Genomic DNA, 25,487 nt, shown 5'->3' with positions numbered 1-25,487 from the left:
CGGCGACCCGCGCCAGGTGGCGCTCGCGCGTCAGGAGGTGGACGGAGAAGGCGAGCGGGTGGGTGCCCGGCCGCTGCGGTGAACGCCGCACCGGCCACGGGACGGACGATCTGGCGATCGCCTGGTCCGCGCTCGAGCGGGCTACCGGCTGAACGCCTCGATGATCGCGAAGGTGTTCTCGCGGACGCGCTCAGCGGCCATCGTGAAGCTGGGGGAGTACAGCGCGGCGTGGTCGTAGCGCTTCTCGAGCACCGCGACCCGGTCACGGACCTCCTCGAGGGTGCCTGCCGCCGCCATCTCGTCGAGCATCCGGTCCGAGACCGCCGCCACCATCGCGTCGTGGTCCTTGGCCCGGAAGGCCGCCTGGATCGCCGCCGCCTCGTCGCCGAACCCCGACGTCTCCATGACCGGGCCGTACGCCTTCGGGGCGACGTAGAACGCGATCTGTGCGGCGGCCTCCCGCCGGGCGACAGCGGGGTCGTCGTGGATCGAGGTGATGATGACGCCCTTGAGCTGGACCTGCTCGGGGTCGCGCCCCGTGCGGGCAGCGCCCTTCTCGATCGCCGGGCGCGCCACCTCCTCGAGGTAGCGGTCGGTCAGCGTCGGGTGGCAGATGAGGCCGTCCGAGACGCGGCCCGCCACCTCGATCATCCGGGCGTTCACGCCGGCCGTGAAGATCGGGACCTCCGGGCGCAGGGGCGGCTGGATGTCGGCCGTCGGCGTGATGTCGCAGCTGTAGAAGCGACCCTCGTGCTTGACCGGCTCCTCGTGCAACCGCCACAGGCGCCGCAGCAACGGGATCAGCTCCTCCATGCGGCTGGCCGGACCGTCCGGGTCGGTGACGCCGTGCCAGCCCACCATCATGCCCCGGGTGCCGGTGCCGAGGCCGAGGGTGAGCCGTCCGCCGCTCATCTCGTCGAGGAAGCGGGCGTCGTTGGCCAGGACCAGGGGAGAGCGTCCGACGGCGTACGCGATCGCCGTGCCGACGCCGATCCGCTCGGTGGCAGCGGCCATCGCGGCGACGGAGACGACCGCCGAGCGGTTGAGGAACTCGCCCGACCAGGCGCCGTCGAAGCCGGCGCGGTCGGCTGCCGTGGTGATCTCCACCGTCTCCGCCAGCCCGCCGGCCAGCACGGTGATGCCTCGTGTCGTCACCGGGCCACTGTCGCCGACCCGCGGGGACCCCGCAACGCCGGCCGTGCGTCGCGACTGGAGGTCTCCCCACCGCCTGCGCGGACGGGCCCAACGGCACATGTCGATCTGTCCCAAGGGGGATGCCCGTCGAGTGTGACCGAGGAAACACTCGAGATCGTCCAGGTACGGCGGTGGGCCGACCGGACCACTCACTCTCGCGCTTCCTGAAGGGATTCCGCCATGCAGATCAAGGCAGCCGTCGTACACGAGGTCGGGGGCGACTTCACCATCGAGGACGTCGAGCTCGGCGACCCGCAGTCCGGGGAGGTCCTCGTCGAGATCGCGGCGGTCGGCCTCTGCCACACCGACCTGGCCGCGCAGCACGGACACCTGCCCTTCCCGATGCCCGGTGTCGTGGGGCATGAGGGCGCGGGCGTCGTGAAGGCCGTCGGCGAGGGCGTCACCAAGGTCGCGGTCGGGGACAAGGTCGCGCTCACGTTCAACACCTGCGGCGAGTGCCCTTCGTGCAAGAAGGGTGAGCCGGCGTACTGCGTCAACTTCATGGCCCTCAACTTCGGCGGCGTCCGCCCGGACGGCAGCTCGGCGCTGTCCCAGGGCGGCACCCAGCTCGGCGCCAACTTCTTCGGCCAGTCGTCCTTCGCGACGGCTGCGATGGCCAACCAGCGCAACGTCGTGAAGCTTCCGGACGACGCCGACCTCGCCCTGTCGGCTCCGCTCGGCTGCGGCATCCAGACCGGCGCCGGAGCGGTGATGAACAGCTTCGACGCGCAGGCCGGTGAGGCGCTGCTGGTCATGGGCGGCGGATCGGTCGGCCTCTCCGGTGTGCTCGCCGCGGCCGCCCGCAACCTGGGCACGATCATCGTCGTCGAGCCCGTCACCGCGCGGCGCGAGCTCGCCATCGAGCTCGGCGCCACCCACGCGATCGACCCTGCGGCCGGTCCCGTCTCGGAGCAGGTGCGGGCGATCATCCCCGCGGGCGTCGACTACGTCCTGGACACCACCGCCAACGCCGCCGTCCTGGGCGAGGCCTTCGCCTCCCTCGGTTACCGCGGCACCATCGGGCTGGTCGGCGTCCCGGCCGACCCGGAGTCCGTCATGGCGGTCCCCATGATCCCGGCCCAGGTCCTCGGTGCGCGGGTGATCGGCATCGTCGAGGGCGACTCGAACCTCGACGAGTTCATCGGTGAGCTGCAGGCGCTGCACGCCGCCGGCAAGTTCCCCTACGACCGCCTGATCAGCACCCGTCCCTTCAGCGAGCTCAACCAGGCCATCGCGGCCCAGGCGGCGGGCGAGGCGGTCAAGGTCGTCCTCACCCACAACTGACCCCCACCCACGAGACACGAGGTCACCAGATGAGCACCATTGACTACGACAAGCTCTACATCGGCGGCGRGKGGCGAGCGCCGGCCGGCAGCGCCCGGATCGACGTCCGCGCCGCTGCCACCGAGGAGATCATCGGCTCCGTCCCGGAGGGGGCCGAGGGCGACATCGACGCCGCCGTCGACGCCGCTCGCCGGGCCTTCGACGGCCCGGACGCCTGGGGCAGCTGGGAGCCCGCCCGGCGCCAGGAGGCGCTGCACCGCTTCGCTGACGAGCTGGAGAAGCGCGCCGGCGAGACCGCCGCTCGTGTGGCCCAGCAGAACGGCATGCCGATCGTCGTCGCCGAGCAGTTCGAGTCGGCCTTCCCGCCGCTGCTCCTGCGCTACTACAGCCAGCTGGTGGTGGACCAGGGCGAGGAGCGCCGTCCCGGGATGCTCGGCGGGTCGTCGGTCATCCGACGCGAGCCGATCGGCGTCGTCGGCGCGATCGTGCCGTGGAACGTCCCGCAGGGGATCACCTTCCTGAAGCTCGCACCGGCGCTCGCCTCGGGCTGCACCGTCGTCCTCAAGCCGGCGCCGGAGACGGTGCTCGACGCCTTCCTCATGGCCGAGGCTGCGCTCGCCGCGGGTCTGCCCGAGGGCGTGCTCAACGTGGTCCCCGGCGGACGCGAGCTCGGCGCGTACCTCGTCGAGCACCCCGGCGTCGACAAGGTCAGCTTCACCGGCTCGACCGCGGCCGGACGCGCCATCGCCGAGACCTGCGGCCGCCTGCTGCGCCCGGTGACCCTGGAGCTCGGCGGCAAGTCCGCCGCGATCGTCCTCGACGACGCCGACCTGCTCGGCAACATCGAGAGCTTCTTCGCCTCCACGCTGCTGAACAACGGCCAGATCTGCTGGCTCGGCACCCGGGTGCTCGCGCCGCAGAGCCGGTACGACGAGGTGGTCGACACCATCTCCGGCCTGGCCTCGAACCTGGTCATCGGCGACCCGCTCGAGCGCACCACGCAGATCGGCCCGCTCGTCTCGCAGCGCCAGCGTGAGCGTGTCGAGTCCTACATCGCCAAGGGCAGCTCCGACGGCGGCCGGCTCACTGCCGGCGGTGGCCGTCCGGCCGACCGCGACCGTGGCTGGTTCGTGCAGCCCACCGTCTTCGCGGACGTGGACCCGAACCACACCATCGCGCAGGAGGAGATCTTCGGTCCCGTCCTCGCGGTGATCCCCTACCGCGACGAGGAGGAGGCCGTCCGGATCGCCAACGACACCGACTACGGCCTCGGGGGCTCGGTCTGGACCGCCGACCCGGAGCGTGGCGAGGCGTTCGCCCGCAAGGTGCGCACCGGGACCATCGGCCTCAACCACTACGTCAACGACCCGACCGCGCCGTTCGGAGGCATCAAGTCGAGCGGCATGGGCCGCGAGCTGGGTCCCGAGGGCCTCGTCGCCTTCCAGAACCTCAAGACCATCTACCTGCCGCCGGCCGCGGCCAACTGAAGTCGAGGAGACACAATGACCGTCATCGACGAGAAGACCACGACCCGCGTCGTCCCCGACGACATCGCGCAGCAGATCGTGCTCCCCGAGGGGCACGTCGACCACGACAAGCTGTTCGCCGCCTACGAGTGGCTGCGGGAGAACATGCCCGTGGGCAAGGCCGTCGTCGACGGCTTCGACCCGCTGTGGCTGGTCTCGAAGCACGCCGACATCATGGAGGTCGAGCGCAACACCGACGTGTTCACCGCGGGTGGCCACGAGGATCCGGGCAGCCACAACCCGATCCTGAGCAACCAGGCCGGTGACGCGTTCACCAAGAGCCTCACCGGCGGCAGCCTCCGGATCATGGACGCCCTGCCCTACCTCGACCCGCCGGAGCACACCGAGGTCAAGGACATCGCCGGGGCGTGGTTCCGCCCGGCGAACCTCAAGCAGTGGGAGGACCAGATCCGTGACCTCGCCCGCGAGGCCATGGCGAAGTACCTCAAGCCCGGCGTCAACGAGATCGACTTCATCGAGGACTTCGCGCTCTACTTCCCGCTCCACGTCATCATGACCCTCTTCGGCGTCCCCGAGGAGGAGGAGCCGCGGATGATGAAGCTGACGCAGGAGTTCTTCGGCGTCGCGGACCCTGACCTCCAGCGTGAGGACGTCGAGGCCGCCACCCCGGAGGCGATGGCCCAGCAGTTCGCGGCGTCCTTCCAGGACTTCTGCGGCTACTTCGCCGGGCTCGTCGCGGACCGTCGCGCGAACCCTCGCGACGACCTCTCCTCGCTCATCGCCAACGCGCGCCGGCCCGACGGAGAGTTCTACCCGGACTCCTACGCCTACGGCTGGTTCATGGCGATCTCGACGGCGGGCCACGACACCACGTCGGCCACCATCACGGGCTGCATCGAGGCACTCGCGCAGAACCCGGAGCAGCTGGCAAAGGTCCAGGCGAACCCGGAGCTGATCCCGGACCTGGTCAACGAGGCGCTGCGGTGGGTCTCGCCCGTCAAGCACTTCATGCGGAGGGCGCGGGTCGACACCGAGCTGGGTGGAGCCCAGATCAAGGCCGGGGACCGGGTCATGCCGCTCTACCAGTCGGCCAACCGGGACACGGACGTCTTCGACGCCCCGACCACCTTCGACCTGGAGCGCAAGCCGAACAAGCACATCGCCTTCGGCTACGGCCCGCACATGTGCATCGGGCAGCACCTGGCCAAGCAGGAGCTGCGCATCATGTTCGAGGAGCTCCTGCCGCGCATCAAGTCGATCGAGCTGCTCGAGGGCCGCAAGCTGACCCAGACCAACTTCGTCGGTGGCATCAAGCGGCTCCCTGTCCGCGTGGAACTCACTGACTGAGCAGCCGGAGGAGGCCAGCGAGATGAAGGTCGTACACACACAGGGCACCTGTGGCGGCGTCGAGGAGTGCCTCGCGATCGCTCCGGACTACTTCGTCGTCGACGACGACGGGCTGCTGCAGGTGGCCCGCGCCGACATCGACGGTGACGACCTGGAGCGGGTGACGGAGGCCGTCAACGCGTGCCCCACGGGCGCGCTGCGGCTCGAGAAGATCCTGGAGGGACGTCATGCCTGAGGTCGTCTACGTGCTCGCGGACGGGAGGGAGCTGTCCATCGACGTGCCCGTGGGGCAGAGCGTCATGGACGGGTCCGTGCGCAACAACCTGCCGGGCATCGTCGCCGAGTGCGGGGGGAGCTGCTCCTGCGCGACCTGCCATGTCTACGTGGACGAGGGGTGGCAGGACCTCTTCGACGAGGTGACCGACGAGGAGCGCGAGCTCCTCGAGTTCGCCGACGGGGTGCGGCCCAGCTCGCGCCTGTCGTGTCAGCTCATCGTCAGCGAGCAGACCCACGGTGCGCGCGTCGTGGTGCCGACCGACTGACCCCAGCGCCCCCGTACCACCGCTGGCCGCGGGGGAGATGCCGTTCGCGCCCTCGAACGGCGTCACCGGCCCCGGGAACCCTGACCGGTTCCCGGGGCCGCTCGTCTTTTGTCACGCTCCTTGCCGCCTTCCCGGCTCTCGCGGAGGGGCAACGCGTACGACGAGGTCCGGGCCCGCTCGGGGGAGGGCAACGACCTGCCCGGCCCCGTGCCGTGTGCGCCGAGGTCCTCGTACGTGTCGCGGCAGGGCATGGGGCCAGCACGGACCGCGCCCGGCCGCTGCGCCGCCGAGGACGGGTGCGGGAGGAACGGCGATCCCCACAGGTGCCGCCGCCGCAGCGGTCATCCACCGGCTCCGGCAGGGATCCCGCCAGGGCACGCGAAGAGGCCCGGGACCGCGAGGTCCCGGGCCTTCGGCGTTCGGCGGTGGACTGGTCAGACGGGGGCGCCGGGGCGCTGCAGCCAGCGGCAGACGGCCTCGGCCCGGTTGGCTGCGTTCAGCTTGCGCAGGATGTGGCGCACGTGGGACTTCACGGTGCCCTCGGTGATGACCAGGCGGCTGGCGATGCGGCCGTTGGTCTCGCCCAGCGCCATCAACCGCAGCACCTCGCGCTCACGCTCGGACAGCAGGCGGTCGATCTCGGGCGAGCTCGCGAACGTCTGCTGCTGCATCTGCACCGGGGCGCCGGCGGCGACGCCGATGGGTGTCACGGTCGCCACCGGCTCGAGCCCCACGGGCCCGGAGAGGCAACCGTTGACCATCCCGCCGAGGGAGGAGCGGAGGTTGTCGACGGTGACGCGCAGCTGCTCGAGCCGCTCGCGCATGTTGGCCGCCGCGACGAGGGTGCCGAGCTCCTGGGCGAAGAGCGCCACGATCTCGCGGTCGAACTCCGTGACGACGCCGCCGACCCGGTCGGCGTGGATGAAGCCCACGACCTCGTTCTCGGGGGCGACCGGCGCGGCGACGTAGGAGCTCGAGCCGGTCATCCGGGCCAGCTGGGGGTGCACCCGCGGGTCGCGCTGCACGTCGAGCACGAGCAGCGGCACCCGGCGCCGGACCATCTCGAGCTCGATGACGTTGGGGCCGAGGCGCTGGTTGTTGGCCTTGGCCATCTCCGTGATGCGAGCGGCCTGCTCGGGGTCGAGCTCGCTGTGGAAGCGCTCGACGACCCACTCGGAGTCGGCGACGCGCGAGATCATCGCCCGGTCGAAGCCGACCCGGCACAGCGCCGCCGGCGCGCGCTGGACCAGCTGCTGCACGGTGGTGAGCGCGCGGAGGTCGTCCAGGGCCCTGCCGACCCGCCGCACCATGGACGTCTTCGGAAGGTCTCGTTCGGCAGGCGCGAGGAAGTGCTGGGAAGCGGACTCGGGGAGCGCGGTCACGATTCCTCCTTGAATGGTCGGACCAGATGGGTGTGATGACCGTCACCATCCCTCGCGGTGGCGGTGGGGTGGACCGGGGGCCACCCCCGGATCACTACCCGAGTAGGATTTCCGGGTAGTTCCGAGTGGGTCGGGCGTCTCGGGCATGACACCCTTGTTTGGTCGGACCATTTCGGCCACACTTGTGCTCTGTGACGTCCCGCACACGAGTCGACATGGGGGTGACGACGATGCCCAGCCGAGCTCGCGCCGGGTCCTCGGTCGACGACACCGCCCCCGGGGGACGCCTGCCCGCGGACCTCACGTCCTTCGAGGGGCGCCGCACCGACCTCAACCAGGTCAAGCGGCTGCTGGGCGAGACCAGGCTGTTGACGCTTGCCGGCTTCGGAGGCGTCGGGAAGACCCGGCTGGCGCTCCGGGCCGCCCGGGAGCTCGTCCGCAGTCACCCCGACGGCGTCACGTGGGTCGAGCTCGCCGACGTCCGTGACCCGTGCCTGCTCCGCCAGGCCGTGGTCGAGGCGCTCGACCTCCCTGACCTCCCCGGCCGGGACACCTGGAGCGTGGCCCTCCAGCACGTGGCGGAGCGCCGGATCCTGTTGGTGCTCGACAACTGCGAGCACGTGCTCGAGCCGGTCGCGGAGATCGTCGACGAGCTGTTGCGGCACAGCCCGGGCCTGAGGGTCCTCGCCACGAGCCGTCAGACCCTCGGAGTGCCCGGCGAGACGGTGTTCAGCGTCGCACCGCTGCCGGTGCCACCTCCGGAGAAGGCCGCGGAACCGGGCGTCGCCTCGCTGTTCCCGTCGCTCGCACTTTTCCGCGAGCGGGCCGCCTCCGTCGTGCCGGGTTTCGAGCTCACGCCGGCCAACCAGGTCGCGGCCGTCGAGCTGGTCCGCAAGCTCGAGGGCATCCCGCTCGCCATCGAGCTCGCTGCCGTCAAGCTGCGCGTCCTGGGCCTCGACGAGCTGGTGCGTCGCCTGGACGCACGCCTCGACGTCCTGCGCCACTCCGCGCGCACCGGTCCGTCGCGGCACCGGACGATCGAGGCCACGATCGACTGGTCCTACGACCTCTGCACGGATGACGAGCGCACCCTGTGGGCCCGGGCCTCGGTGTTCACGGGCGGGTTCGGTGTGGAGGCTGCCGAGGCGGTGTGCGCCGGTGGGACCCTGCCGGAGGAGGCCGTCCTCGACGTGCTCGAGGGCCTGCTCGAGAAGTCCGTCCTGAGCCGCGTCGAGAGCCACGGACAGGTGCGCTTCCGGATGCTCGAGCCGCTGCGGGAGCACGGCCAGCACCGACTCCGCGTCCTCGGTGAGCACGACGACCTGGTCCACCGCCACCTCGAGTGGGTCGAGGGCCTCGTCGGTGAGGCCTGCCTGCAGTGGTTCGGGCCGCTCCAGGAGGCGTGGTGCACGACGCTGCGCCTGGAGCAGGCGAACCTGCGCGCCGCGGCCGAGCACTGCCTGACCCACGAGCCGTGCCACGAGCGGTCCCTGCCCCTGGTGGGTACGCCATGGTTCCTCTGGATCGCGCTCTTCCTCGACGAGGGCCGGCAGTGGCTCGAGCGGGCCGTGGCGACCTGCCCCGCGTCGACCACCGACCGCGCGGTCGCCCTGGGCACGCTGGGCTACGTCGCCGGTCTGCAGGGCGACCAGGCCCGCGCCGCCGAAGCCGCCGACGAGGCCCGGGGCATCGCCGTCGCGCTCGGCGACAGCCGGGTCGAGGCCTACGCCACCCACGTCGCCGGGTTGTCCGCGCTCTTCCACGATCCCCAGCGCTCCAAGGAGCTGCTGACCCGTGCACTCGGCCTGTACGACGGGCACGACGCGCTCGACGACCACCTGACCGCCGTCCGGGTCCAGCTGGCCCTGGCCCACATCTACTGCGGTGAGGTCGACGCGGCGCAGGAGCACTTCGATGCATGCCGGGAGCTGTGCACCCTGACCGGTGAGCGCTGGCTGTTCTCCTACGCGCTCTACGGCCTCGGGTTCGTCGAGAAGATGCGGGGGGACGCGGAGCGTGCCGTCGAGCTCGCCCGACAGGCGCTGGACATCAAGTGGTTCTTCCGCGACCTGTGTGGTCTGGCGACCACGATGGACCTGCTGGCCTGGGCGCAGGCCGATGCCGGCCGGCACCAGGACGCCGCCTGCCTGCTGGGAGCTGCGGAGAGCCTGTGGACCAGCTTCGGGATCCGGCTCTTCGGGTCGCCCGACTGGCTCAGCAAGATGCGTGACGCCGAGCAGGCCTGCCGACGCGAGCTCGGTGACCGCGTGTTCGAGACCGCGTTCCGCGCCGGGCGGGAGATGAGCCACGCGGACGCGATCGCGACCGCCCTGGGGCGCGTTCAGGTGCCCTCGCCGACGGCGCTGGCAGACCCCACCGTCGTCAAGCTCACCCGCCGGGAGCAGCAGATCGCCGACCTCGTCGCCGAGGGCCTCTCCAACCGGGCCATCTCCGAGCGGCTCGTGATCTCGCCCCGCACGGCCGAGGGACACGTCGAGAACATCCTCGCCAAGCTGGGCTTCCACTCGCGCTCCCAGGTCGCCGCCTGGGTGGTCGAGAAACGGGTGACCATGCCGTCCGCAGCGCGGTCCTGACGCCGGCCCCGGCGCGGACGTCCGCCGCGCCCGCGACGCCGATCGACATACGCCTTTCCGCCCCACGGGCGATTCGGCGGCACCCTCCACCCGCCTAGCGTGCGGGACGTGCTGCCCCACCGGGACGGCACTCCCGTCGGGGAACCCCTCGCGGGACGCACCGACGAGACCGGATCGCCGCCATGCCCTTCTTCGCCAGTGCTGCCGACGTGGACTGCTACGTGGGCGGCGTGCTCAGGCTCGCCGCGACCGACCCCGTCCTCGGGCCGCAGCTCGCCCGCGCCGCGATGACCTTGCGACTGTCCTGCACGGACCTGCCCGCGCACCTGGTGCTCGACCTCCGCGACCCGGTCGCGGTCGTCTGGAACGGGATCGGGGTGGCCGCCGACGTCGAGCTCCATTGCGAATCCGACGTGCTGGACGGCGTGCTCCGCGGTGAGGTCGACGTCGTCGACGCCCTGGCCCGCGGCGTGATCCACGCGCGGGGACAGGTGAGCAAGGCGCTCAAGGTGCTGCCTGTCCTCGAGCAGGCCTACCCCTTCTACCGCCAGCTCGTGGCCGTCAAGGAACGCGCGACGAGCGACCTCCCAGGAGTACTGCCATGACGAACCCCCGCTCCGACACCATCGTCATCGTCGGCGCCGGCCACGGCGGCGCGAACGTCGCCGCGCTGCTGCGCCAGCAGGGGTTCGAGGGGGCCGTCGTCCTCGTCGGGGACGAGCCCATGTGGCCCTACCAGCGCCCGCCGCTGTCCAAGGACTACCTCAAGGGTGCGATGAGCGACGACGACCTGCTCATCAAGCCCAAGGACTTCTACGCCGACCAGCGCATCGACGTGCGTTTCGGGAACGCAGTCGAGGCGATCGACACCGAGGCACGCACCGTCACGCTCGGCGGTGGGGAGTCGATCTCGTACGACACGCTCGTCCTCGCCACCGGTGCCGCCCCGCGCCAGCTCCCGGTCGACGGTGCCGACCTCGACGGGGTCCACTACCTCCGCAACCACGACGACGCCCTCCGCCTTGGTGCTGACGTCGTCCCGGCCGCCCGGCTCGCCATCGTCGGCGGTGGGTACGTCGGCCTGGAGGTCGCCGCGTCGGCCCGCCACCTCGGTGCCTCCGCCGTCGTGCTCGAGCGCGAGGCCCGTGCCCTGGCGCGCGTGGCCGGGGCCGACCTCGCCGCGTTCCTGGTCGAGCAGCACGCCGCGCGCGGCACCGAGATCCGCACCAGCGCCGACGTCGTCCGCCTCGACGGCGACGACGGCCGGGTCACCGCCGTCGTCCTCGGCGATGGTTCGCGCGTCGAGTGCGACACCGTCGTCGTCGGGGTGGGGGCGATCCCGCGGACGGCTCTCGCCGAGCAAGCCGGGGTCGCCTGTGACGGGGGAGTCCTGGTCGACGACCACGGCCGCACCTCCGTCGACGGCGTGTACGCCGTCGGTGACGTCACCCGGCGTCCCCTTGACCACTTCCCGGGCCGGCACCGCCTGGAGAGCATCCCCAGTGCGGTCGAGCAGGCCAAGCAGACGGTCGCCCACGTGCTGGGCCAGCCGGCCCGACCGCACGAGGTGCCGTGGTTCTGGTCCGACCAGTACGACCTGAAGGTCAAGATCGCCGGTCTCGTCGGGTTCGCGGACCGTTCGGTCGTCCGCGGCGACGTCGGCTCCGGCCGCTTCGCGGTCTTCCACCTCTCCGGCGACGCCGTCGTGGCGGTGGAGACGGTCAACAGCGCCCCGGACTTCATGGTCGCGAAGAAGCTGATCGCCTCCTCCGCCCACGTGGACGCCGCCCGGCTCGCCGACCCCTCGGTGCCGCTGAAGGAGCTGCTGGCCTGACCCCCGAGTGGCGCTCAGTGGGGCGGTGAACCGCACGGATGAGCCACCTCTGCCTGAGGGGGGATGCCCCCGCCCACCGCCTACAAGAGATTGGTGACGGCGACCACACCGCCGCCGATCCGCCTCGAAGGAGAGTCATGACCGCGACGATGTCCCCGCCGGGGGCCGCCGGTACCGAACCGGAGGCAGCACCCCCGAAGCGGCGCAGCGGCCTGAAGCCCCTGGAGACCGTGCTCGTCCCCGCCGGTGAGATGGGCGTCCTCCTGGGGACGGTCGTCTGGAGTGCCGTGCGGCACCCGCGTGGCTACTGGGGCGAGGTCCGCGACCAGATGTTCAGCATGCTCAAGCTGTGCTGGATCCCGATGGCCATCTCCACGGTCACCTTCGGGTTCGGTGCCCCGGGCCTGCAGGGCGGCAACATCTACAACCTCTTCGGCATCCCCGAGCGGCTCGGCTCCTTCTTCATCATGGCCAGCGTCCGCGAGTTCGCCCCGTGGATCAACGCGATGGTCGTCGCCGGCGTCGTCGGCGCCGCGATGACCGCCGACCTGGGCGCCCGGAAGATCCGCGAGGAGATCGACGCGATGGAGGTCCTGGGCATCGACCCGATCCGCGACCTCATCGTGCCGCGGGTGATCGCCGTGACGCTGATGACCGGCCTGCTCGACCTGGTCGCCCTGACCTTCGGCGTCGTCGGCGGCTACATCGCGGCCGTTCCGATCCTCGGCGCCTCCTCGGGCGCGTTCTTCTCCAGCTTCTTCGCCAATGCGACGGTGACCGACCTGTGGGGGAGCGTCCTGAAGACGACGATCTTCGGCCTCGTGATCGCGGTGGTCTGCTGCTACAAGGGCCTGACCGTGAAGGGCGGCCCGATCGGTGTGGGGCGCGCGGTCAACCAGGCCGTGGTGATCTCCTTCGCCGCGATCTTCATCATCAACTCCCTGTTCACGTCGATCCTGCTCGGGCTCAACCCCGACATGCAGGTCTACAAGTGAGGCCACGCCCGTGACCATCGAGATGAACGGCCACCGCGCCGCCCCGCCGCCGCCTCCGGAGAAGGAGGACGTCGAGGTCAGCGCCAGCTCGGTGATGGCCAGCACGAAGGCAGCGTTCGCCACCGCGGGCGAGATCGCGCAGTTCGCCGCACAGACCTTCCGCGAGCTGCCGCGGGTGCGGATGTACACGGCAGAGATCTTCCGCCAGTGCGGCATCCTCATCCTCGCCAGCGGCCTGATCATCTGGATGATGGAGTTCGTCATCGGCACGGTCTGCGGGACCGAGGCGAACTACACCCTCCGCGCCATCGGGGCGCCGCTCTACTCCGGCGTCTTCACCGCCTACTGCAGCCTCCGCGAGATGGCGCCGTACATGTGGGGCTACATCCTGGCCGCGAAGGTCGGCTGCGGGCTGGTCGCCGAGATCGGCTCGATGCGCATCGCCGAGGAGATCGACGCGATGGAGGTCATGGGCATCAAGTCGCGCAGCTACCTCATCGGCACCCGCCTCGTCGCCGCCTGGATCGCGATGCCCTTCCTCTACTTCGTGGGCCTCGGCTTCATGTACCTCTCGCAGTGGCTGGTCGTCGTCTTCCAGTACGGCAGCGTGTCCCCGGGCGGCTACTCGCTGATCTTCTGGCTCTTCCAGAACCCCCTCGACTTCATGTTCTCGCTCATCAAGGTGATGTTGATGGGCACGGTCATCGTGATCGTCGGCTGCTACTACGGCTACACCGCCAAGGGCGGGCCGGTGGGCGTCGGCGTGAACACGGCCAAGTCGATGATGGTCAACATGGTCCTGATCCACGTGATCGGGCTCCTCTGCACCCAGCTCTTCTGGGGCCTCTCACCCAACGCACCGATTGCGAATTAGCGGCCGGGTCTCCCGGCCGCCCCGCGTCCCACGTCCTCCGCTCCCTCCGACGTCCGACCCCTGGAGTCAGTCATGAACACAGCTCTCGTCGACACCGCAATGGCGCCGTCCTCGGGCTCCGCGTTCCAAGCGCACCACGCGGACCGCACCGCCACCATGCAGGTGCGCAACGTCCACAAGAAGTTCGGTGACTTCAAGGTCCTCCAGGGCCTCGACATCGAGTTCGTCGACGACGCGATCACCACCGTGCTCGGCCCGTCCGGCACGGGCAAGAGCGTGCTCCTCAAGCACCTGGTCGGCCTCCTCGAGCCCGACCAGGGCGAGGTGATCGTCTTCGGCAAGGACATCTGGAAGGCGAGCGAGGACGAGCGCTACGAGCTGCGCAAGCGCTTCGGAGTCCTCTTCCAGGACGGGGCCCTGTTCGGGTCGATGAACATCTTCGACAACGTCGCCTTCCCCCTGCGCAAGCACACCGACATGGCGGAGTCGGAGATCGGTGACCTCGTGATGAGCCGCCTCCAGGAGGTCGGCCTCGAACGGTCCGCGCACAAGCTCCCGACCGAGGTGTCCGGCGGCATGCGCAAGCGCGCGGGCTTCGCGCGCGGGCTGATCATGAACCCCGACATCGTCTTGTTCGACGAGCCGGACTCGGGCCTCGACCCGGTGCGCACCAGCCTGCTGTGCGACCTGATCCAGCAGATGCACGAGGAGCACGGCGGCACCTACCTCCTCGTCACGCACAACATCTCGGCCGCCCGCTCGGTCAGCGACTACGTGGGCATGATCTGGCAGGGCAAGCTCGTGCACTACGGCGACTGCGACGAGGCGTTTGCCAGCGAGGACCCGTTCGTTCGCCAGTTCCTCGCCGGCGAGTCCGCAGGCCCGCTGGGGATGGACTGAGATGCCCCGACCACTCATCGCAGCCCTCGGCGCCGGTGCCCTGCTCGTGGCGACCGCCGGCGTGGTCACGGCGGCGGACGACGACTACACCCTCGACGTGGTGCTGCCCGCCGCGACCAACCTGGTCGCCGGTTCGGAGGTGGAGATCGACGGCGCGACCGCCGGTCGGGTGAAGGAGCTCCAGACCCGCGACGGCAAGGCCGTCGTCACGGTCGCACTCGAGGACGACCACGCCCCGCTGCACGACGGTACGACGGCGCGCGTCTCCTACAAGGCCCTCCTGGGTGAGCGCATCCTCGAGCTGTTCCCGGGGAAGGACGCAGCGCCCGAGCTGCCGGACGGCGCCCTCGTCGAGGGCTCGGTCGACCGGGTCGAGCTGGACCAGGTGCTGGCTGCCCTCGACAAGCCCACCCGGACGAGGCTCAAGAGCCTGCTGGACCGCCTCGAGACCACCCTCGACGGCAAGGAGAGGGACGTCCGGTCGACACTGGAGTCGCTCGGTCCCGCGGTCGAGGCGCTCGGCCAGGTCCTCGAGGCCGTCGGCAAGGACGGACCGGCCATCCGCAAGCTGGTGACCCGGCTCTCCACCTTGATGTCGACGCTCGACGAGCGCGACGGTGAACTGGCCTCCACGGTCAGCGATCTGAGTCGCGCCACCGGCACGATCGCCGCCAACCGTTCGCAGCTGTCGAAGGCCCTCGCTGACCTCCCGGAGACCCTGGCGGTCGCGAAGTCGACGCTCGACGACGTGCCGGCCACGGTGGACGAGGCGACGCCCCTGCTCGAGGCGCTCGCGCCCGGGATGGAGCAGCTGCCGGGCGTGGCGAAGCAGCTCGAGCCGGTGCTGCGCGACCTGCGTCCGACGATCGCCCAGCTGCGCCCGACGCTCGCTTCTGCCCGCTCGCTCCTCGAGCTCACGCCGGCACTGCTGGACGGCGCGGACAGCGTGCTCCCGCAGGCGAACCAGGTCCTCGCGGACCTCGGACCTGCCGTGACCTATCTCCGTCCCTACACCCCGGAGCTCGTGGGCTGGCTGGCGAACTGGGGTTCCGCCGCGGCCAACTACGACTCCAACGGGCACTACCTCCGCGCCTTCATCACGGAGGGGACGACGAGCCTGAACCACAACCCCGGCATCGTGCCCCCGGGCATCACCCGGAAGCTCACCCGGCTCCCCGGTGAGTCCGAGGGACAGCCCTGGACCGACGCCCACGGAAGCGAGATGCAGTGATGAGCGCCACCCAGGTCCGCATGGTGGCGGTCGCGGTCGCGACGGCACTCGGCCTGTCGATCACGATCGGCACCACCGCCAGCATGATGTCCGACGAGGACCCGGACGTCTACGTCTACTTCTCCGACGCCAGCCCGCTGATCAAGGGCAACGACGTGAAGTCGGCCGGCGTGAAGGTCGGCACGATCGGCTCGATCGAGGTCGAGGACGGGATCGCCAAGGTCGGCCTCGTCCTCGACGACGAGGTCCTGCCGATCCACTCCGACGCCACCGCCCGCGTGCGGCCGGTCGGCCTCCTCGGCGAGCGGTTCGTCGAGCTCGACCGCGGCTCACCCGAGGCGGAGGTCCTCGCCGAGGGTGCCTCGCTGCCGGTCGAGCAGTCGAGCCGGGCGACCGACCTCGACGAGGTGCTGGACATGGTCGACGCCCCCACCGGGACGGCGCTGTCCATGCTGGTGACGACGCTCGGCCAGGGCATTCTGGGCAAGGGGGAGAAGGCCGACCGCGCGATCAAGGCGCTGGCTCCCGCGCTGCAGGACACTGACCGCCTCGCCCGGATCCTCAATGACCAGAACGGCGTGCTGAAGCAGCTCGTCGACGAGGTCACGCCCGTCGCCGAGCAGCTCGCGACGGACAAGGGCGTCGCACTCGACCGTCTCGTCGGTGCGGCCGACAAGACGTTGACCGCGACCGCGCGGAGCGACCGCGCCCTGTCGGCCACCCTCGAGCGGTTGCCCGCGGCCCTGCGGGAGGCGCGCACGACGCTGGCCGCACTCGCCGGAGCCGCTGGTTCGACCGCCCCTGTCCTGGCCGCGCTCCGCCCGGTCACCCAGGACCTGGTGCGGATCAGCAAGGAGCTCGAGTCGTTCTCGAAGAGTGCCGAGCCGGCCCTCAACGGGCTCGACCCGGTGCTGGACAAGGCCGAGGTGCTGCTCGAGCGGGCCCGCCCCGTCGCCCGGTCGCTGCAGGACCTCTCGCCGGACCTCCGGACCACCGCACACCACGGTCGGGAGATCGCCACGCAGGCCCTCGACAACCTGACGACGGTCATGGACTTCATCCGGTCCTGGGCGCTCACGACCAACGGCCAGGACGGGCTGGCGCACTACTTCCGTGCGCACGTGGTCGTCACGACCGAGGTGCTGACGGGACTCCTCCCCGGTGGCGAGGACGCGCTGAAGCCCGCTCCGTCGGGGTCCGCCGGCAAGCCCGGCACCAAGGGCTCCGGCGGTGACGGCGGGCAGTCCGGTGCCAAGCCGCCTCTGGGCGGCCTGCTGGACGGCCTCGAGGACCTGGTGGGCCCGCTGGGCGGGTTGCTCGGAGGCGGGAAGACCAGCACCCGGGCGGCTGACGGCGGCAGCGCGACCGGCCTGTCCACGTCCCAGGAGAAGAACCTCCTCTCGTACCTGATCGGAGGCCGCTGAGCCATGCGCCTCGCAGCTCCCAACGTGATCCGGGCCGTCGGTCTCGCGGTCGTCCTCGGGCTCGTGCTGGCCCTCTACCTGGCCCTCACCGCCAGCACCGGCCTGCCCGGCCAGTCGTTCCGCACGGCGAACGCGGCCTTCGACGACATCGGCGGCCTCCGGGTCGGTGACGACGTCCGCACCGCCAGCGTCCGGATCGGCCAGGTCCGCGACATCACCTACCAGGACGACAAGGCCGTGGTCGACATGCAGCTCGACCCCGACCACGACGTCTACCGCGATGCCTCGGCCGTCATCGTGGCGCGGTCGGCGCTCGGCCAGAACTTCGTCATGATCGACCCCGGCAAGCCCGAGTCCGGCGAGATGCCGCAGGACGGACGCCTCGACGACTCGCGCGTCACCGCCCCGGTGAACCTCGACCAGGTGCTCTCCGTGCTCGACGCCCGCACCCGGAAGGCGACAGCGTCCCTCGTCTACGAGGCCGGCACCGGCGCGGCCGGGCACGCCCCGGACGTCGCGGACGTGCTCAACCGGGCGCCGGAGCTGCTCGACGACCTGCGGGTCGTCGCCCGCACGCTGGCCGAGCCGGGCACCGAGCTCGACGAGTTCCTGGAGTCCTCGGCCACCCTGGCCAGGCGCTTCGACGGTCGCACGGAGAAGGTCGGCCAGCTCGTCGAGGACCTCTCGACGACCCTCGACGCGCTCTCCGGCGACGACGGGGCCGCGCTGGAGGACACGGTCGAGGAGGCCGCGCCGGCGCTCACCTCGGCAACGAAGGCGCTGACGGACCTGCGGGCCCCGCTCGACGAGCTGGACTCCGGCATGCGCGCGCTGCGTCCCGGCGCCAGGTCGCTCGGCAGCTCGACACCGACGCTCCGTGCCGCGCTGCGTGAGGGTGTCCCGGTGCTCGACAAGGTGCCGGGCGTCGCCGAGGACGCCGTCCCGGCCGTGAGCTCCCTCTCCGGGGCACTGAAGGACGCCCGGCCGCTCGCACAGCGGCTGGAGAAGACGCTGGTCGGCGCGGCGGGGACGACGGCGGTCCTCGCGCCCTACACGCCGGAGCTGATCCGCTTCTTCGAGCGCTGGGTCAGCGCCAACCAGTACGGCGACAAGTCGGGCAACTACCTGCGCATCGACCTGGTCGTCCGGCCGGAGAGCATCACGGGGGTGCTCCCGGTGCGAGACCCCCTGGTCCATCGCAACCCCTACCCGGCGCCGGGCCAGGCCGACCTGGACCGCGCCACCTCGCTCCTCGGGAGGCGCTGATGTTGCTCAAGGCTCTGCACCGATTCGAGCGGTTCTCCGCGCCCAGGGTCGGGGTCGTCGCCATCACCCTGCTGGTGCTCTTCGGCGTCACGCTGTTCCAGAAGACCCAGATCACGACGTTCCTCAGCCCGGGTGACGACATGACCGTCGCCTTCGACCGGGACTACCAGCTGCGCAGCCACGTCACCAAGGTCAAGGTCGCCGGGGTGCCGGTCGGCATCGTCACCGACGTGGAGCACCGCAAGGACGGCACCGCCGTGGCGACCCTGCACCTGGAGAAGGGCGTCAAGGACAAGCTGCGCTCCGACCCGGGTGCCGTCATCCGCCCGACGACGCTGCTCGGCGGGAACTACTACGTCGAGCTCTCGCCCGGCGGCGACCCGGGCGAGGTCGACGCCATCGGCGTCGACCGGACCACCACGCCCGTCGAGCTGGACCGCGTCCTCGAGGTGCTCAAGCCGGAGGCGCGCACCAGTACGCAGCGCACGGTCCGCCGCCTCGACGCGCTCCTCGACGAACCGGGACGCGACGCGATCCACGGGCTCGTCGACGACGCGCCGGCCACGCTGCGCCCGCTCGGCACCACGCTGAAGGCCCTGCGCGGGAAGTCGAAGGGGGACCTGCGCAAGCTGGTGTCGTCGCTCGACGACACCGCCCGCACCCTCAACGACAACCGGGACAGCCTCGACGCCGCGCTGGCGGGCCTGTCGGACGTCAGCAGCACGCTGGCCGCCTCTGCCCCCGACGTCGCGGCAGCGGTCGACGACCTGCCGCAGACCCTGCGCGCGACCCGTGCCGGCCTCGGGGCCCTGGACCACAGCCTCGGAGAGCTGCGCGACGTGTCCGACGACGCGGTCCCGACCGCCGAGCGGCTCAGCACGACGCTGCGCGCCCTCGACCCGGCGCTGCGGGAGCTGCGCCCGGTCCTGCGCGACCTGCGCCCCGCGCTCGCCGACCTGCGTCCGGTCGTCGACGACCTCGTCCCCTCGGCGGTCGACGCGACCCGCGTGCTGAACGACGTCGACGGGCCCACGCTCGACCGCATCAAGGGCCCCATCGTCGAGAAGGTCAACAGCGACTGGCACGGGACCGGTGAGTACGCCAAGGGCGGCAACGACACCGTGTTCTACAAGGAGCTCGGCGACCTCATCGCCGGCATGAACAACGCCGGCCGGATGACCGACCGCAACGGCTCCACCATCCACTTCCAGCCCGGCTTCGGGCTGGGGTCTGTCTCGAACCTGCCGATCAGCCTCGAGCAGCTGATGATGCAGCTCGCCTACCCCCAGGGGGCACCGTGACCAGGAACCGTCTCACCCGTGCCTGGGAGCGCGCGCGCACCGTCCCCGGCCTCGGCCGTGACGTCGCGGCGATCCTCGCGCTGGTCCTCGCCGGCCTGCTGGTCGCCGGCGTGATCCTCGCCAAGCAGCGGGTCCACTGGCCGTGGCAGGACGAGGTCGTCCTCCAGGCCGACTTCCGCAGCGTGCCGGCGATCAGTCCCGGCAACGGCCAGGAGGTCCGCATCGCTGGTGTCACCGTCGGCCGGATCACCGAGGCCGACGTGACGGACGACGGGCGGGCCCGGCTGACCCTGTCGATCGAGCCGGGCAACCCGGTCTACAAGGACACCCACCTCGTGCTGCGGCCGAAGACGCCCCTCAACGACATGTACGTCGAGATGAGCCAGGGCACCGAGGCCGCCGGCGAGCTCGAGGACGGCGCGGTGATCCCCGTCGAGCAGACCTCCAACCCCGTCCAGGTCGACGAGGTGCTGAGCCACCTCGACGACAGCACCCGTGCGGCCCTCACCACCCTGCTCGGGGAGTCCGACGTCGCGCTGGCGAGCGCTGCCAAGGCGTTGCCGGCCGGCCTCGACGCGGCCGACGAGACGCTCGGCACGCTCCGGCCGGTGGTGAAGGCGATGGCCCAGCGGCGCGAGTCGATCGCATCGCTGGTGACGTCGCTACGGACCATCGCGACCGCCGCCGGTGCCGACGACGCCCGGCTGCAGCGGCTGGTCACGTCGCTCGCCACGACGGTCGAGACCCTGGCCGCCCACGACGGCGACGTCCGCGCCGCGCTCAAGGCGCTGCCGGGGGCGACCGACCAGCTCCGCGAGGCCACCTCCGCCGTCACCGAGCTCAGCACGGAGCTCGACCCGGCGCTGGTGAACCTCCGCAAGGCGTCCGGCGAGCTGCCGTCCGCGCTCGCCGCCGTCGGGAAGGTCGCGAAGGAGGTCGAGGACACTGCCCAGCGTGCCCGTCCGGTCGTGGCCGAGCTGCGCCCCGTCGTGGCCGACCTGCGCCCCTTCGTCCGTGCGCTGCAGCCCGCGCTCGACGACGTCGTGCCGATCGCGTCCCGGCTGGACCGTGGTACCCGCATCCTCACCGAGCGGTTCACCGACCTGCAGGCGTTCGTCTACAACACGGCATCCGTCGTGAGCCTGCAGGACGCCAACGGCGGCATCCTGCGCGGCCAGGCACAGGTGAACACCTCGACGCTCCCGATCCCGATCAACAAGGACCGATGATGCGCATTCCTTACGCCGCCGTGCCGCGGCTCCGCGGACTGACCGTGATGGCGTTCGTCGCCGTCTGCGCGACGCTGTTCGGATACCTCTGGGTGAACATGGGTGGCCGCCTGCCGCTCGTCTCCGGCGACGGCTACCGGGTCACGGTGGAGTCGAAGGACGTCGACAACCTGGTCTACGACTCCGACGTCATGGTCGCCGGTGTCCGGGTCGGGAAGGTGCGCCAGCTCGACGTCGAGGGTGGCACCGCCCGCGTGGTCGTCCAGATCGACGACGACGCCGTCACCCCGCTGCACGAGGGCGTGCAGCTGCGGCTGCGCTCCAAGTCGCTGATCGAGGAGACCTACGTCGAGATCGTCGATGGGTCCGGCCCCGAGCTCGACGACGGCGCCGAGCTCCCGGCCGACGCACTCGTGCCCAGCGTCCAGCTCGACGACGTGCTCGCCAGCCTGGACAAGGGGACCCGCGACGACCTGGGCGCCGCCCTTCGCGCGCTCGGGAAGTCCACGGACCAGACCGGCGACGAGATCGCCCAGACCCTGACCGGCCTGGGCAACCTCGGTCGCGAGGGGTACGACGTGCTCGACGCCCTCGAGGCGCAGTCCGAGGACCTGCAGCGCCTGGTCTCCACGTCGGGCCGGGTGATGGAGTCGCTGGACGTCGGACAGGGCCGCATCGTGAGCCTGGTCGAGAACGCGCAGCTGCTGACCTCCAGCACCGCCTCGCAGAAGGCCGACATCGAGGCCACGCTCCGGCAGCTGCCCGGCGTGCTTCGCACGGCCCGCGAGGCCACGGGCGACCTCTCGGCGCTCGCCGTCGACCTGCGACCGGTGACGGAGGGCGTCGAGGCCGCCGCCCCGGCCCTCACCCGCGGCCTGGCGCACCTCCCCGCGACGACGCGGGACCTGCGCGGGCTGCTGCCGTCGCTGGACGCCACCCTCGACAAGGCGCCCGCCACGCTGGACCGCGTCCCGGACGTGGCGAAGGAGGTCGTGCGGGTCATCCCGACGACCCGGGCCACCCTCGCGGACGTCAACCCGATGCTCGCGTTCATCAAGCCCTACGCCAGGGACCTGACGGCCTTCATCGCGAACTGGTCGGCCATGTTGGCGAAGTCGGACGTGAACGGGCACTACCTCCGGATCTTCCCGGTGCTGAACGAGCAGTCGATCAAGGGCAACCCGTTGCCGCTCAACTACGGGCTCCTCGACAAGTCGAACGCCTACCCGGAGCCCGGCGGGTCCTTGAACCCCGGCCCGTTCGAGGGGACCTACCCGCGGGTGGAGCGTGACCCGGAGTGAGCACGCGCCTGCGCCTCCTGCTCGCCGCCGCCCTGCTGGCGGCGGCGAGCGCCTGGGCGGTCGTCGGACTGGGACGGCTCGAGGTCGACAGTGACCTGGAGTCGCTGCTCCCTGCCGACGACCCTGCGGTGGAGGCGCTGGACGGCATGGCGCGCCAGTTCGGTGGAGATCCCGTCGTGGTCCTCGTCGAGGGTGGGGGCGACCCGCTCGCGGCAGACCGACTCCCTCGCCTGCTGCAGCTCGAGGGCGAGCTCGCCGAGGTCGACGACGTCGTGGCGACGTACGGACCGGCGACGACGCTGAACCAGATCGCGTTGCGGGTCAAGCAGATGCTGGCCGACCTCAGCGGGCAGCGGGACGCGTTGCGGCAGGCCGGGAAGAAGTGGGAGCTGCGCACGTTCGAGCGACGGTACGGCGCGCTCTTGGTCCAGGCCCTGCCGGCCGGCCTTCCGACGCTCAGCAACAAGGACTTCGTCGCATCGGTCGTCGCAGACCCCGGCACCGGTCGCGTTCGCCCGCAGTGGCGGCAGTACCTGCCCGGCGAGGAGACGGTCGCGATCTTCCTCCGCCCGCGCGAGGACCTCGACGAGAAGGCGTCCGCCGCGCTGGCCGACGACGTGCGCGAGGTGCTCGCCCGCGACGGCGCCGTGCCCGACGGTGCCCGGGCGACCGTGACCGGGGCGCCGGTGGTCAGCGTGGCGCTGGCCGAACGCCTGCGCGGCGAGCTGCCGGTCGGCACGCTCGCGACCTTCGGCTGGCGCGACGAGCCACTCTCGCTGGGCGCGGCCACCTTCCTCCCGATCATCCTCGGGCTGGGCAGCTACTACCCGGTCTACCTCTCGCGCGTGGGCCACCGCCGGGTGGTGCTCGCCGTGGCGACCTCGTCGGCCCTGGCCTTCGCCGGGCTGCTGCTGTCGCCGCTCCCGTTCGTCTCCGAGCTCGGTCTCGCCGTGCCGGTCGGCCTCGCCCTTGTCGTCGGTCTCAGCCTGCTGGCAGCCTGGGTGCGTCCGCCGACCGACCAGACGGGCACGGAGCCCTCGGTCGCGACCTGGTCGATGTCCCGCAGCCTCGCCGGCGGCATCGTCCTGCTGGGCGTCGTCGGTTCCGGGGTGGGCTGGAGCGTGCTCTCGGTCGCGGACCTGAAGACCGACCCCCAGCAGCTGCTGGCAGGCCTGCCCGCCCTGGAGGATGCAGTCGAGGTCGAGGAGGCGTTGGGCTTCAGCGCCGAGGTCGACATCCGGCTCGTCGGCGACGACGTCCTGCGGCCCGAGGCACTGGCCTGGGCGCGCACCGCCGAGGAGCAGGTGGTGACCCGGTTCGGGGACCGCGTCCAGCCCGTCGTCACCGTCAGCGGGCTGCTCTCCTTCCTCGGCGAGGAGCCGACGGCCGACCAGGTGCTGGCCGGGGTCGCCGCCCTGCCGTCGTACATCACGTCGGCGGTCATCTCCGCCGACGGGCGCGAGGCGCTGGCCAGCTACGGCGTCGCCTGGACCGACCTCGCCGACGACCGCGACCTGGTCGAGCAGCTCGAGGACGTGCTGCCGCCGCCCCCCGCCGGGTACGAGGTCCGGGTCTCGGGCCTGCCCGCTGCCGCCGAGCGGGGCTACGACCTGGTCGACGGCGAGCGGTACCGGTCCAGCGTCGTCGCCCTCGTCGCTGCAGCAGCCGCGCTGCTCGTCCTGCTGCCGCACCGGAGGGATGCCGTGCTGGCGGGGATCGCCGCGGTCCTCGCGACCGGGCTCTCGATCGCGCTGCTCGTCGTGGTCATCGGCGCGCTCAATCCGCTCACCCTCGCCCTCGGCGCACTCACCGCAGCCGTCGGGTCGGAGCTGACCGTCCTCCTCCTCGCCGCACGTCGCTCCGCCGACGCAGGCATGCGCCGCTCGGTCATGCTGGCGGTGCTGCTCTCCCTCGGTGGGTACGGCGTGCTGCTGACCTCGTCCCTGCCGGTCCTGCGCGAGCTCGGCCTCGCGCTGTCCGGCTCGGTCGCCCTCTCTGTCGTCGTGGCGCTCGCACTGGCGACGCTGACCCCGACCCGGCCGGGCCGGGAGTGTGCCGCAGACGACGCCGACGCCGGTGACCACGCCGGTGACCACGCCCGTGACCACGCCGGTCCCCGCGACAAGACCCACTCGCTCGAGCTCACCGGAGGCACAGCATGAGCACTACGGAGACTGCGACGCCCGAGGACAGCACCACCACGGAACCCGCAGACGCTGCGGGGGAACCGTCGGTGCGCGTCGTCGACGAGGGGCCGGGGTGGCGGCACCGGTTCCGCCTCGACGCCGCTGGCCGGCGCCGGTCGGGCGTGGTCGTCGTGGTGCTGGCGGTGCTTGCTGCGGCGCTGACCTGGTGGCTCGTCCAGCGCGACGCCCTCCCCGACGGCGCTGCGTTCCGGATCGGCGACGAGGTGGTCACCGCGAAGCAGGTGGAGCGCCGCGTCGACGGCCTGGAGGCCCTCTACGGCGTCGAGGTGCCCGCGGGGGGCTCGGAACGTGAGGACTTCCTCCGCGATGCCGCCAAGTCGATGGCCGTGCAGCGCATGCTCCAGCAGGAGGCGGAGGAGCGGGGCATCGTGGTCGCCGCCAAGGACGTGGACAGCACGCTGCAGGGCATCATCACGCAGCGCTACCCCGACGGCGGCCGCTCGGCGTTCGTCGCGGCCCTCGGCGAGCTCGGCGCGACCGAGGAGCAGGTGCGCCAGGAGATCCGCGACCAGATCCTGGTCTCGCGTCTCTTCGACGCGGTGGCGGGCGACGTCGACGTGACCGAGGCAGAGCTGAAGGAAGCCTTCGCCCAGCGGCGCGCGGAGCTCGGCACGCCGGTGCGCCGCGAGCTGCGCAACATCGTGGTGGCCGACAGGCGGTCCGCGCAGGCCGTGCTGCGGCAGCTGCGCGCCGGCAGCGCCTTCGCCGCGGTCGCCCGTAGCGCGAGCCTCGACTCGGCGACCCGTGACGCGGGTGGTGCGCTGGGCGCCGTCGCGCGCGACGACCTCGAGAAGGCGTATGCCAAGGCCGCGTTCGGTGCCCGGGTCGGCAGCTTCTTCGGCCCGGTGCGCACCGAGTCCGGCTGGAACGTCGGCGAGGTCGTGCGCCAACTCCCGGCCCGTGCTGCCGTCTACTCCGAGCTCCGCGAGGAGCTGCGCCGGACGGTCCTGGCCGAGCGCTCCCTCGGGAAGTGGCGCGCCTGGCTCGGGGACGTCATCGCCGGGCACGACGTGACCTACGCGGACGCCTACCGACCGGCCGACCCCGACGCCGTGCCGGACATCGACCAGGCCGACGTGACGGACGGACGGTGAG

The 25,487-nt window shown here is 71.5% G+C and carries 21 protein-coding genes; 19 read left to right on the top strand and 2 right to left on the bottom strand.

Annotated features, from left to right (window positions below):
• Positions 1–141 precede the first annotated feature (141 nt).
• On the bottom strand, positions 142–1,155 hold the full coding sequence (locus tag L615_RS06080; protein ID WP_145724461.1) for an LLM class flavin-dependent oxidoreductase: 1,014 nt from the start codon (positions 1,153–1,155) through the stop codon (positions 142–144).
• Positions 1,156–1,374: 219 nt separating this feature from the next.
• Between L615_RS06080 and L615_RS06075 the strand changes: the two genes are divergently transcribed.
• The 5 genes from L615_RS06075 to L615_RS06055 are packed head-to-tail and all read left to right on the top strand — an operon-like array spanning position 1,375 to position 5,854.
• A complete protein-coding gene (locus tag L615_RS06075) occupies positions 1,375–2,478 on the top strand; it encodes an NAD(P)-dependent alcohol dehydrogenase (protein ID WP_145724460.1) in 1,104 nt (367 codons plus the stop codon).
• Between the two features lie 29 nt (positions 2,479–2,507).
• Complete coding sequence (locus L615_RS06070; RefSeq protein ID WP_145724459.1) at positions 2,508–3,965, top strand: aldehyde dehydrogenase; 1,458 nt, start codon at positions 2,508–2,510, stop codon at positions 3,963–3,965.
• A 15-nt stretch (positions 3,966–3,980) separates the two neighbouring features.
• Complete coding sequence (locus L615_RS06065) at positions 3,981–5,312, top strand: cytochrome P450 (RefSeq protein ID WP_145724458.1); 1,332 nt, start codon at positions 3,981–3,983, stop codon at positions 5,310–5,312.
• Positions 5,313–5,334: 22 nt separating this feature from the next.
• Positions 5,335–5,547, top strand: coding sequence for a ferredoxin (locus L615_RS06060; RefSeq protein ID WP_028654466.1), 213 nt, complete (start codon positions 5,335–5,337; stop codon positions 5,545–5,547).
• Complete coding sequence (locus L615_RS06055) at positions 5,540–5,854, top strand: 2Fe-2S iron-sulfur cluster-binding protein (RefSeq protein WP_145724457.1); 315 nt, start codon at positions 5,540–5,542, stop codon at positions 5,852–5,854. The genes L615_RS06060 and L615_RS06055 overlap by 8 nt, the downstream gene beginning before the upstream one ends.
• Positions 5,855–6,288: 434 nt before the next feature.
• On the opposite strand, the gene L615_RS06050 is transcribed toward L615_RS06055, so the two are convergent.
• Positions 6,289–7,236 (bottom strand): LuxR C-terminal-related transcriptional regulator, encoded by a 948-nt coding sequence (locus L615_RS06050; protein ID WP_145724456.1) that lies wholly within the window; start codon positions 7,234–7,236, stop codon positions 6,289–6,291.
• Positions 7,237–7,466: 230 nt separating this feature from the next.
• Between L615_RS06050 and L615_RS06045 the strand changes: the two genes are divergently transcribed.
• The 14 genes from L615_RS06045 to L615_RS05980 all read left to right on the top strand — a co-directional run bounded on the left by L615_RS06045 (position 7,467) and on the right by L615_RS05980 (position 25,486).
• On the top strand, positions 7,467–9,830 hold the full coding sequence (locus tag L615_RS06045; RefSeq protein WP_186449754.1) for a LuxR C-terminal-related transcriptional regulator: 2,364 nt from the start codon (positions 7,467–7,469) through the stop codon (positions 9,828–9,830).
• A 182-nt stretch (positions 9,831–10,012) separates the two neighbouring features.
• A complete protein-coding gene (locus L615_RS06040) occupies positions 10,013–10,435 on the top strand; it encodes an SCP2 sterol-binding domain-containing protein (RefSeq protein WP_145724454.1) in 423 nt (140 codons plus the stop codon).
• A complete protein-coding gene (locus L615_RS06035) occupies positions 10,432–11,664 on the top strand; it encodes an NAD(P)/FAD-dependent oxidoreductase (protein WP_145724453.1) in 1,233 nt (410 codons plus the stop codon). Before L615_RS06040 ends, L615_RS06035 begins: the two co-directional genes overlap by 4 nt.
• A gap of 137 nt (positions 11,665–11,801) precedes the next feature.
• Positions 11,802–12,659 carry an ABC transporter permease gene (locus L615_RS06030; RefSeq protein ID WP_198020095.1) on the top strand — a complete coding sequence of 286 codons (858 nt, stop codon included), beginning with the start codon at positions 11,802–11,804 and terminating at the stop codon, positions 12,657–12,659.
• A 10-nt stretch (positions 12,660–12,669) separates the two neighbouring features.
• Positions 12,670–13,533 (top strand): ABC transporter permease, encoded by an 864-nt coding sequence (locus tag L615_RS06025; protein WP_198020094.1) that lies wholly within the window; start codon positions 12,670–12,672, stop codon positions 13,531–13,533.
• A gap of 72 nt (positions 13,534–13,605) precedes the next feature.
• Entirely contained in the window at positions 13,606–14,433 is an 828-nt protein-coding gene (locus tag L615_RS06020) for an ABC transporter ATP-binding protein (RefSeq protein ID WP_084254903.1), read from the top strand.
• A gap of 1 nt (position 14,434) precedes the next feature.
• A complete protein-coding gene (locus tag L615_RS06015; RefSeq protein ID WP_028654458.1) occupies positions 14,435–15,664 on the top strand; it encodes an MlaD family protein in 1,230 nt (409 codons plus the stop codon).
• Positions 15,664–17,088 carry an MlaD family protein gene (locus L615_RS06010; RefSeq protein ID WP_028654457.1) on the top strand — a complete coding sequence of 475 codons (1,425 nt, stop codon included), beginning with the start codon at positions 15,664–15,666 and terminating at the stop codon, positions 17,086–17,088. Before L615_RS06015 ends, L615_RS06010 begins: the two co-directional genes overlap by 1 nt.
• Before the next feature lie 3 nt (positions 17,089–17,091).
• Positions 17,092–18,354 (top strand): MlaD family protein, encoded by a 1,263-nt coding sequence (locus L615_RS06005; protein WP_145724452.1) that lies wholly within the window; start codon positions 17,092–17,094, stop codon positions 18,352–18,354.
• On the top strand, positions 18,354–19,655 hold the full coding sequence (locus L615_RS06000) for an MlaD family protein (RefSeq protein ID WP_145724451.1): 1,302 nt from the start codon (positions 18,354–18,356) through the stop codon (positions 19,653–19,655). Before L615_RS06005 ends, L615_RS06000 begins: the two co-directional genes overlap by 1 nt.
• On the top strand, positions 19,652–20,884 hold the full coding sequence (locus L615_RS05995; protein ID WP_145724450.1) for an MlaD family protein: 1,233 nt from the start codon (positions 19,652–19,654) through the stop codon (positions 20,882–20,884). The genes L615_RS06000 and L615_RS05995 overlap by 4 nt, the downstream gene beginning before the upstream one ends.
• Positions 20,884–22,185 carry an MlaD family protein gene (locus L615_RS05990; RefSeq protein ID WP_145724449.1) on the top strand — a complete coding sequence of 434 codons (1,302 nt, stop codon included), beginning with the start codon at positions 20,884–20,886 and terminating at the stop codon, positions 22,183–22,185. Before L615_RS05995 ends, L615_RS05990 begins: the two co-directional genes overlap by 1 nt.
• Entirely contained in the window at positions 22,182–24,347 is a 2,166-nt protein-coding gene (locus L615_RS23145; protein WP_186449753.1) for an RND transporter, read from the top strand. The genes L615_RS05990 and L615_RS23145 overlap by 4 nt, the downstream gene beginning before the upstream one ends.
• Positions 24,344–25,486: a SurA N-terminal domain-containing protein gene (locus L615_RS05980; protein ID WP_145724448.1), complete on the top strand. Its 1,143-nt coding sequence runs from the start codon at positions 24,344–24,346 to the stop codon at positions 25,484–25,486. Before L615_RS23145 ends, L615_RS05980 begins: the two co-directional genes overlap by 4 nt.
• Position 25,487 lies beyond the last annotated feature (1 nt).

The sequence above is a fragment of the Nocardioides sp. J9 genome (assembly GCF_007829375.1).
Taxonomy (GTDB): domain Bacteria; phylum Actinomycetota; class Actinomycetes; order Propionibacteriales; family Nocardioidaceae; genus Nocardioides.
Note: the sequence above shows the minus strand (reverse complement) of the source record. Positions and strands in the feature narration are given on the sequence as shown.

What these genes read in the sequence shown, in the direction of transcription:
- L615_RS06045 (WP_186449754.1), top strand. Translation starts at nt 7,467, where the DNA reads ATGCCCAGCCGAGCTCGCGCCGGGTCCTCGGTCGACGACACCGCCCCC.
- L615_RS06065 (WP_145724458.1), top strand. Translation starts at nt 3,981, where the DNA reads ATGACCGTCATCGACGAGAAGACCACGACCCGCGTCGTCCCCGACGAC.
- L615_RS06055 (WP_145724457.1), top strand. Translation starts at nt 5,540, where the DNA reads ATGCCTGAGGTCGTCTACGTGCTCGCGGACGGGAGGGAGCTGTCCATC.
- L615_RS06020 (WP_084254903.1), top strand. Translation starts at nt 13,606, where the DNA reads ATGAACACAGCTCTCGTCGACACCGCAATGGCGCCGTCCTCGGGCTCC.
- L615_RS06030 (WP_198020095.1), top strand. Translation starts at nt 11,802, where the DNA reads ATGACCGCGACGATGTCCCCGCCGGGGGCCGCCGGTACCGAACCGGAG.
- L615_RS06040 (WP_145724454.1), top strand. Translation starts at nt 10,013, where the DNA reads ATGCCCTTCTTCGCCAGTGCTGCCGACGTGGACTGCTACGTGGGCGGC.
- L615_RS06060 (WP_028654466.1), top strand. Translation starts at nt 5,335, where the DNA reads ATGAAGGTCGTACACACACAGGGCACCTGTGGCGGCGTCGAGGAGTGC.
- L615_RS06000 (WP_145724451.1), top strand. Translation starts at nt 18,354, where the DNA reads ATGTTGCTCAAGGCTCTGCACCGATTCGAGCGGTTCTCCGCGCCCAGG.
- L615_RS06005 (WP_145724452.1), top strand. Translation starts at nt 17,092, where the DNA reads ATGCGCCTCGCAGCTCCCAACGTGATCCGGGCCGTCGGTCTCGCGGTC.
- L615_RS06035 (WP_145724453.1), top strand. Translation starts at nt 10,432, where the DNA reads ATGACGAACCCCCGCTCCGACACCATCGTCATCGTCGGCGCCGGCCAC.
- L615_RS06010 (WP_028654457.1), top strand. Translation starts at nt 15,664, where the DNA reads ATGAGCGCCACCCAGGTCCGCATGGTGGCGGTCGCGGTCGCGACGGCA.
- L615_RS05980 (WP_145724448.1), top strand. Translation starts at nt 24,344, where the DNA reads ATGAGCACTACGGAGACTGCGACGCCCGAGGACAGCACCACCACGGAA.
- L615_RS05990 (WP_145724449.1), top strand. Translation starts at nt 20,884, where the DNA reads ATGCGCATTCCTTACGCCGCCGTGCCGCGGCTCCGCGGACTGACCGTG.
- L615_RS06075 (WP_145724460.1), top strand. Translation starts at nt 1,375, where the DNA reads ATGCAGATCAAGGCAGCCGTCGTACACGAGGTCGGGGGCGACTTCACC.
- L615_RS06015 (WP_028654458.1), top strand. Translation starts at nt 14,435, where the DNA reads ATGCCCCGACCACTCATCGCAGCCCTCGGCGCCGGTGCCCTGCTCGTG.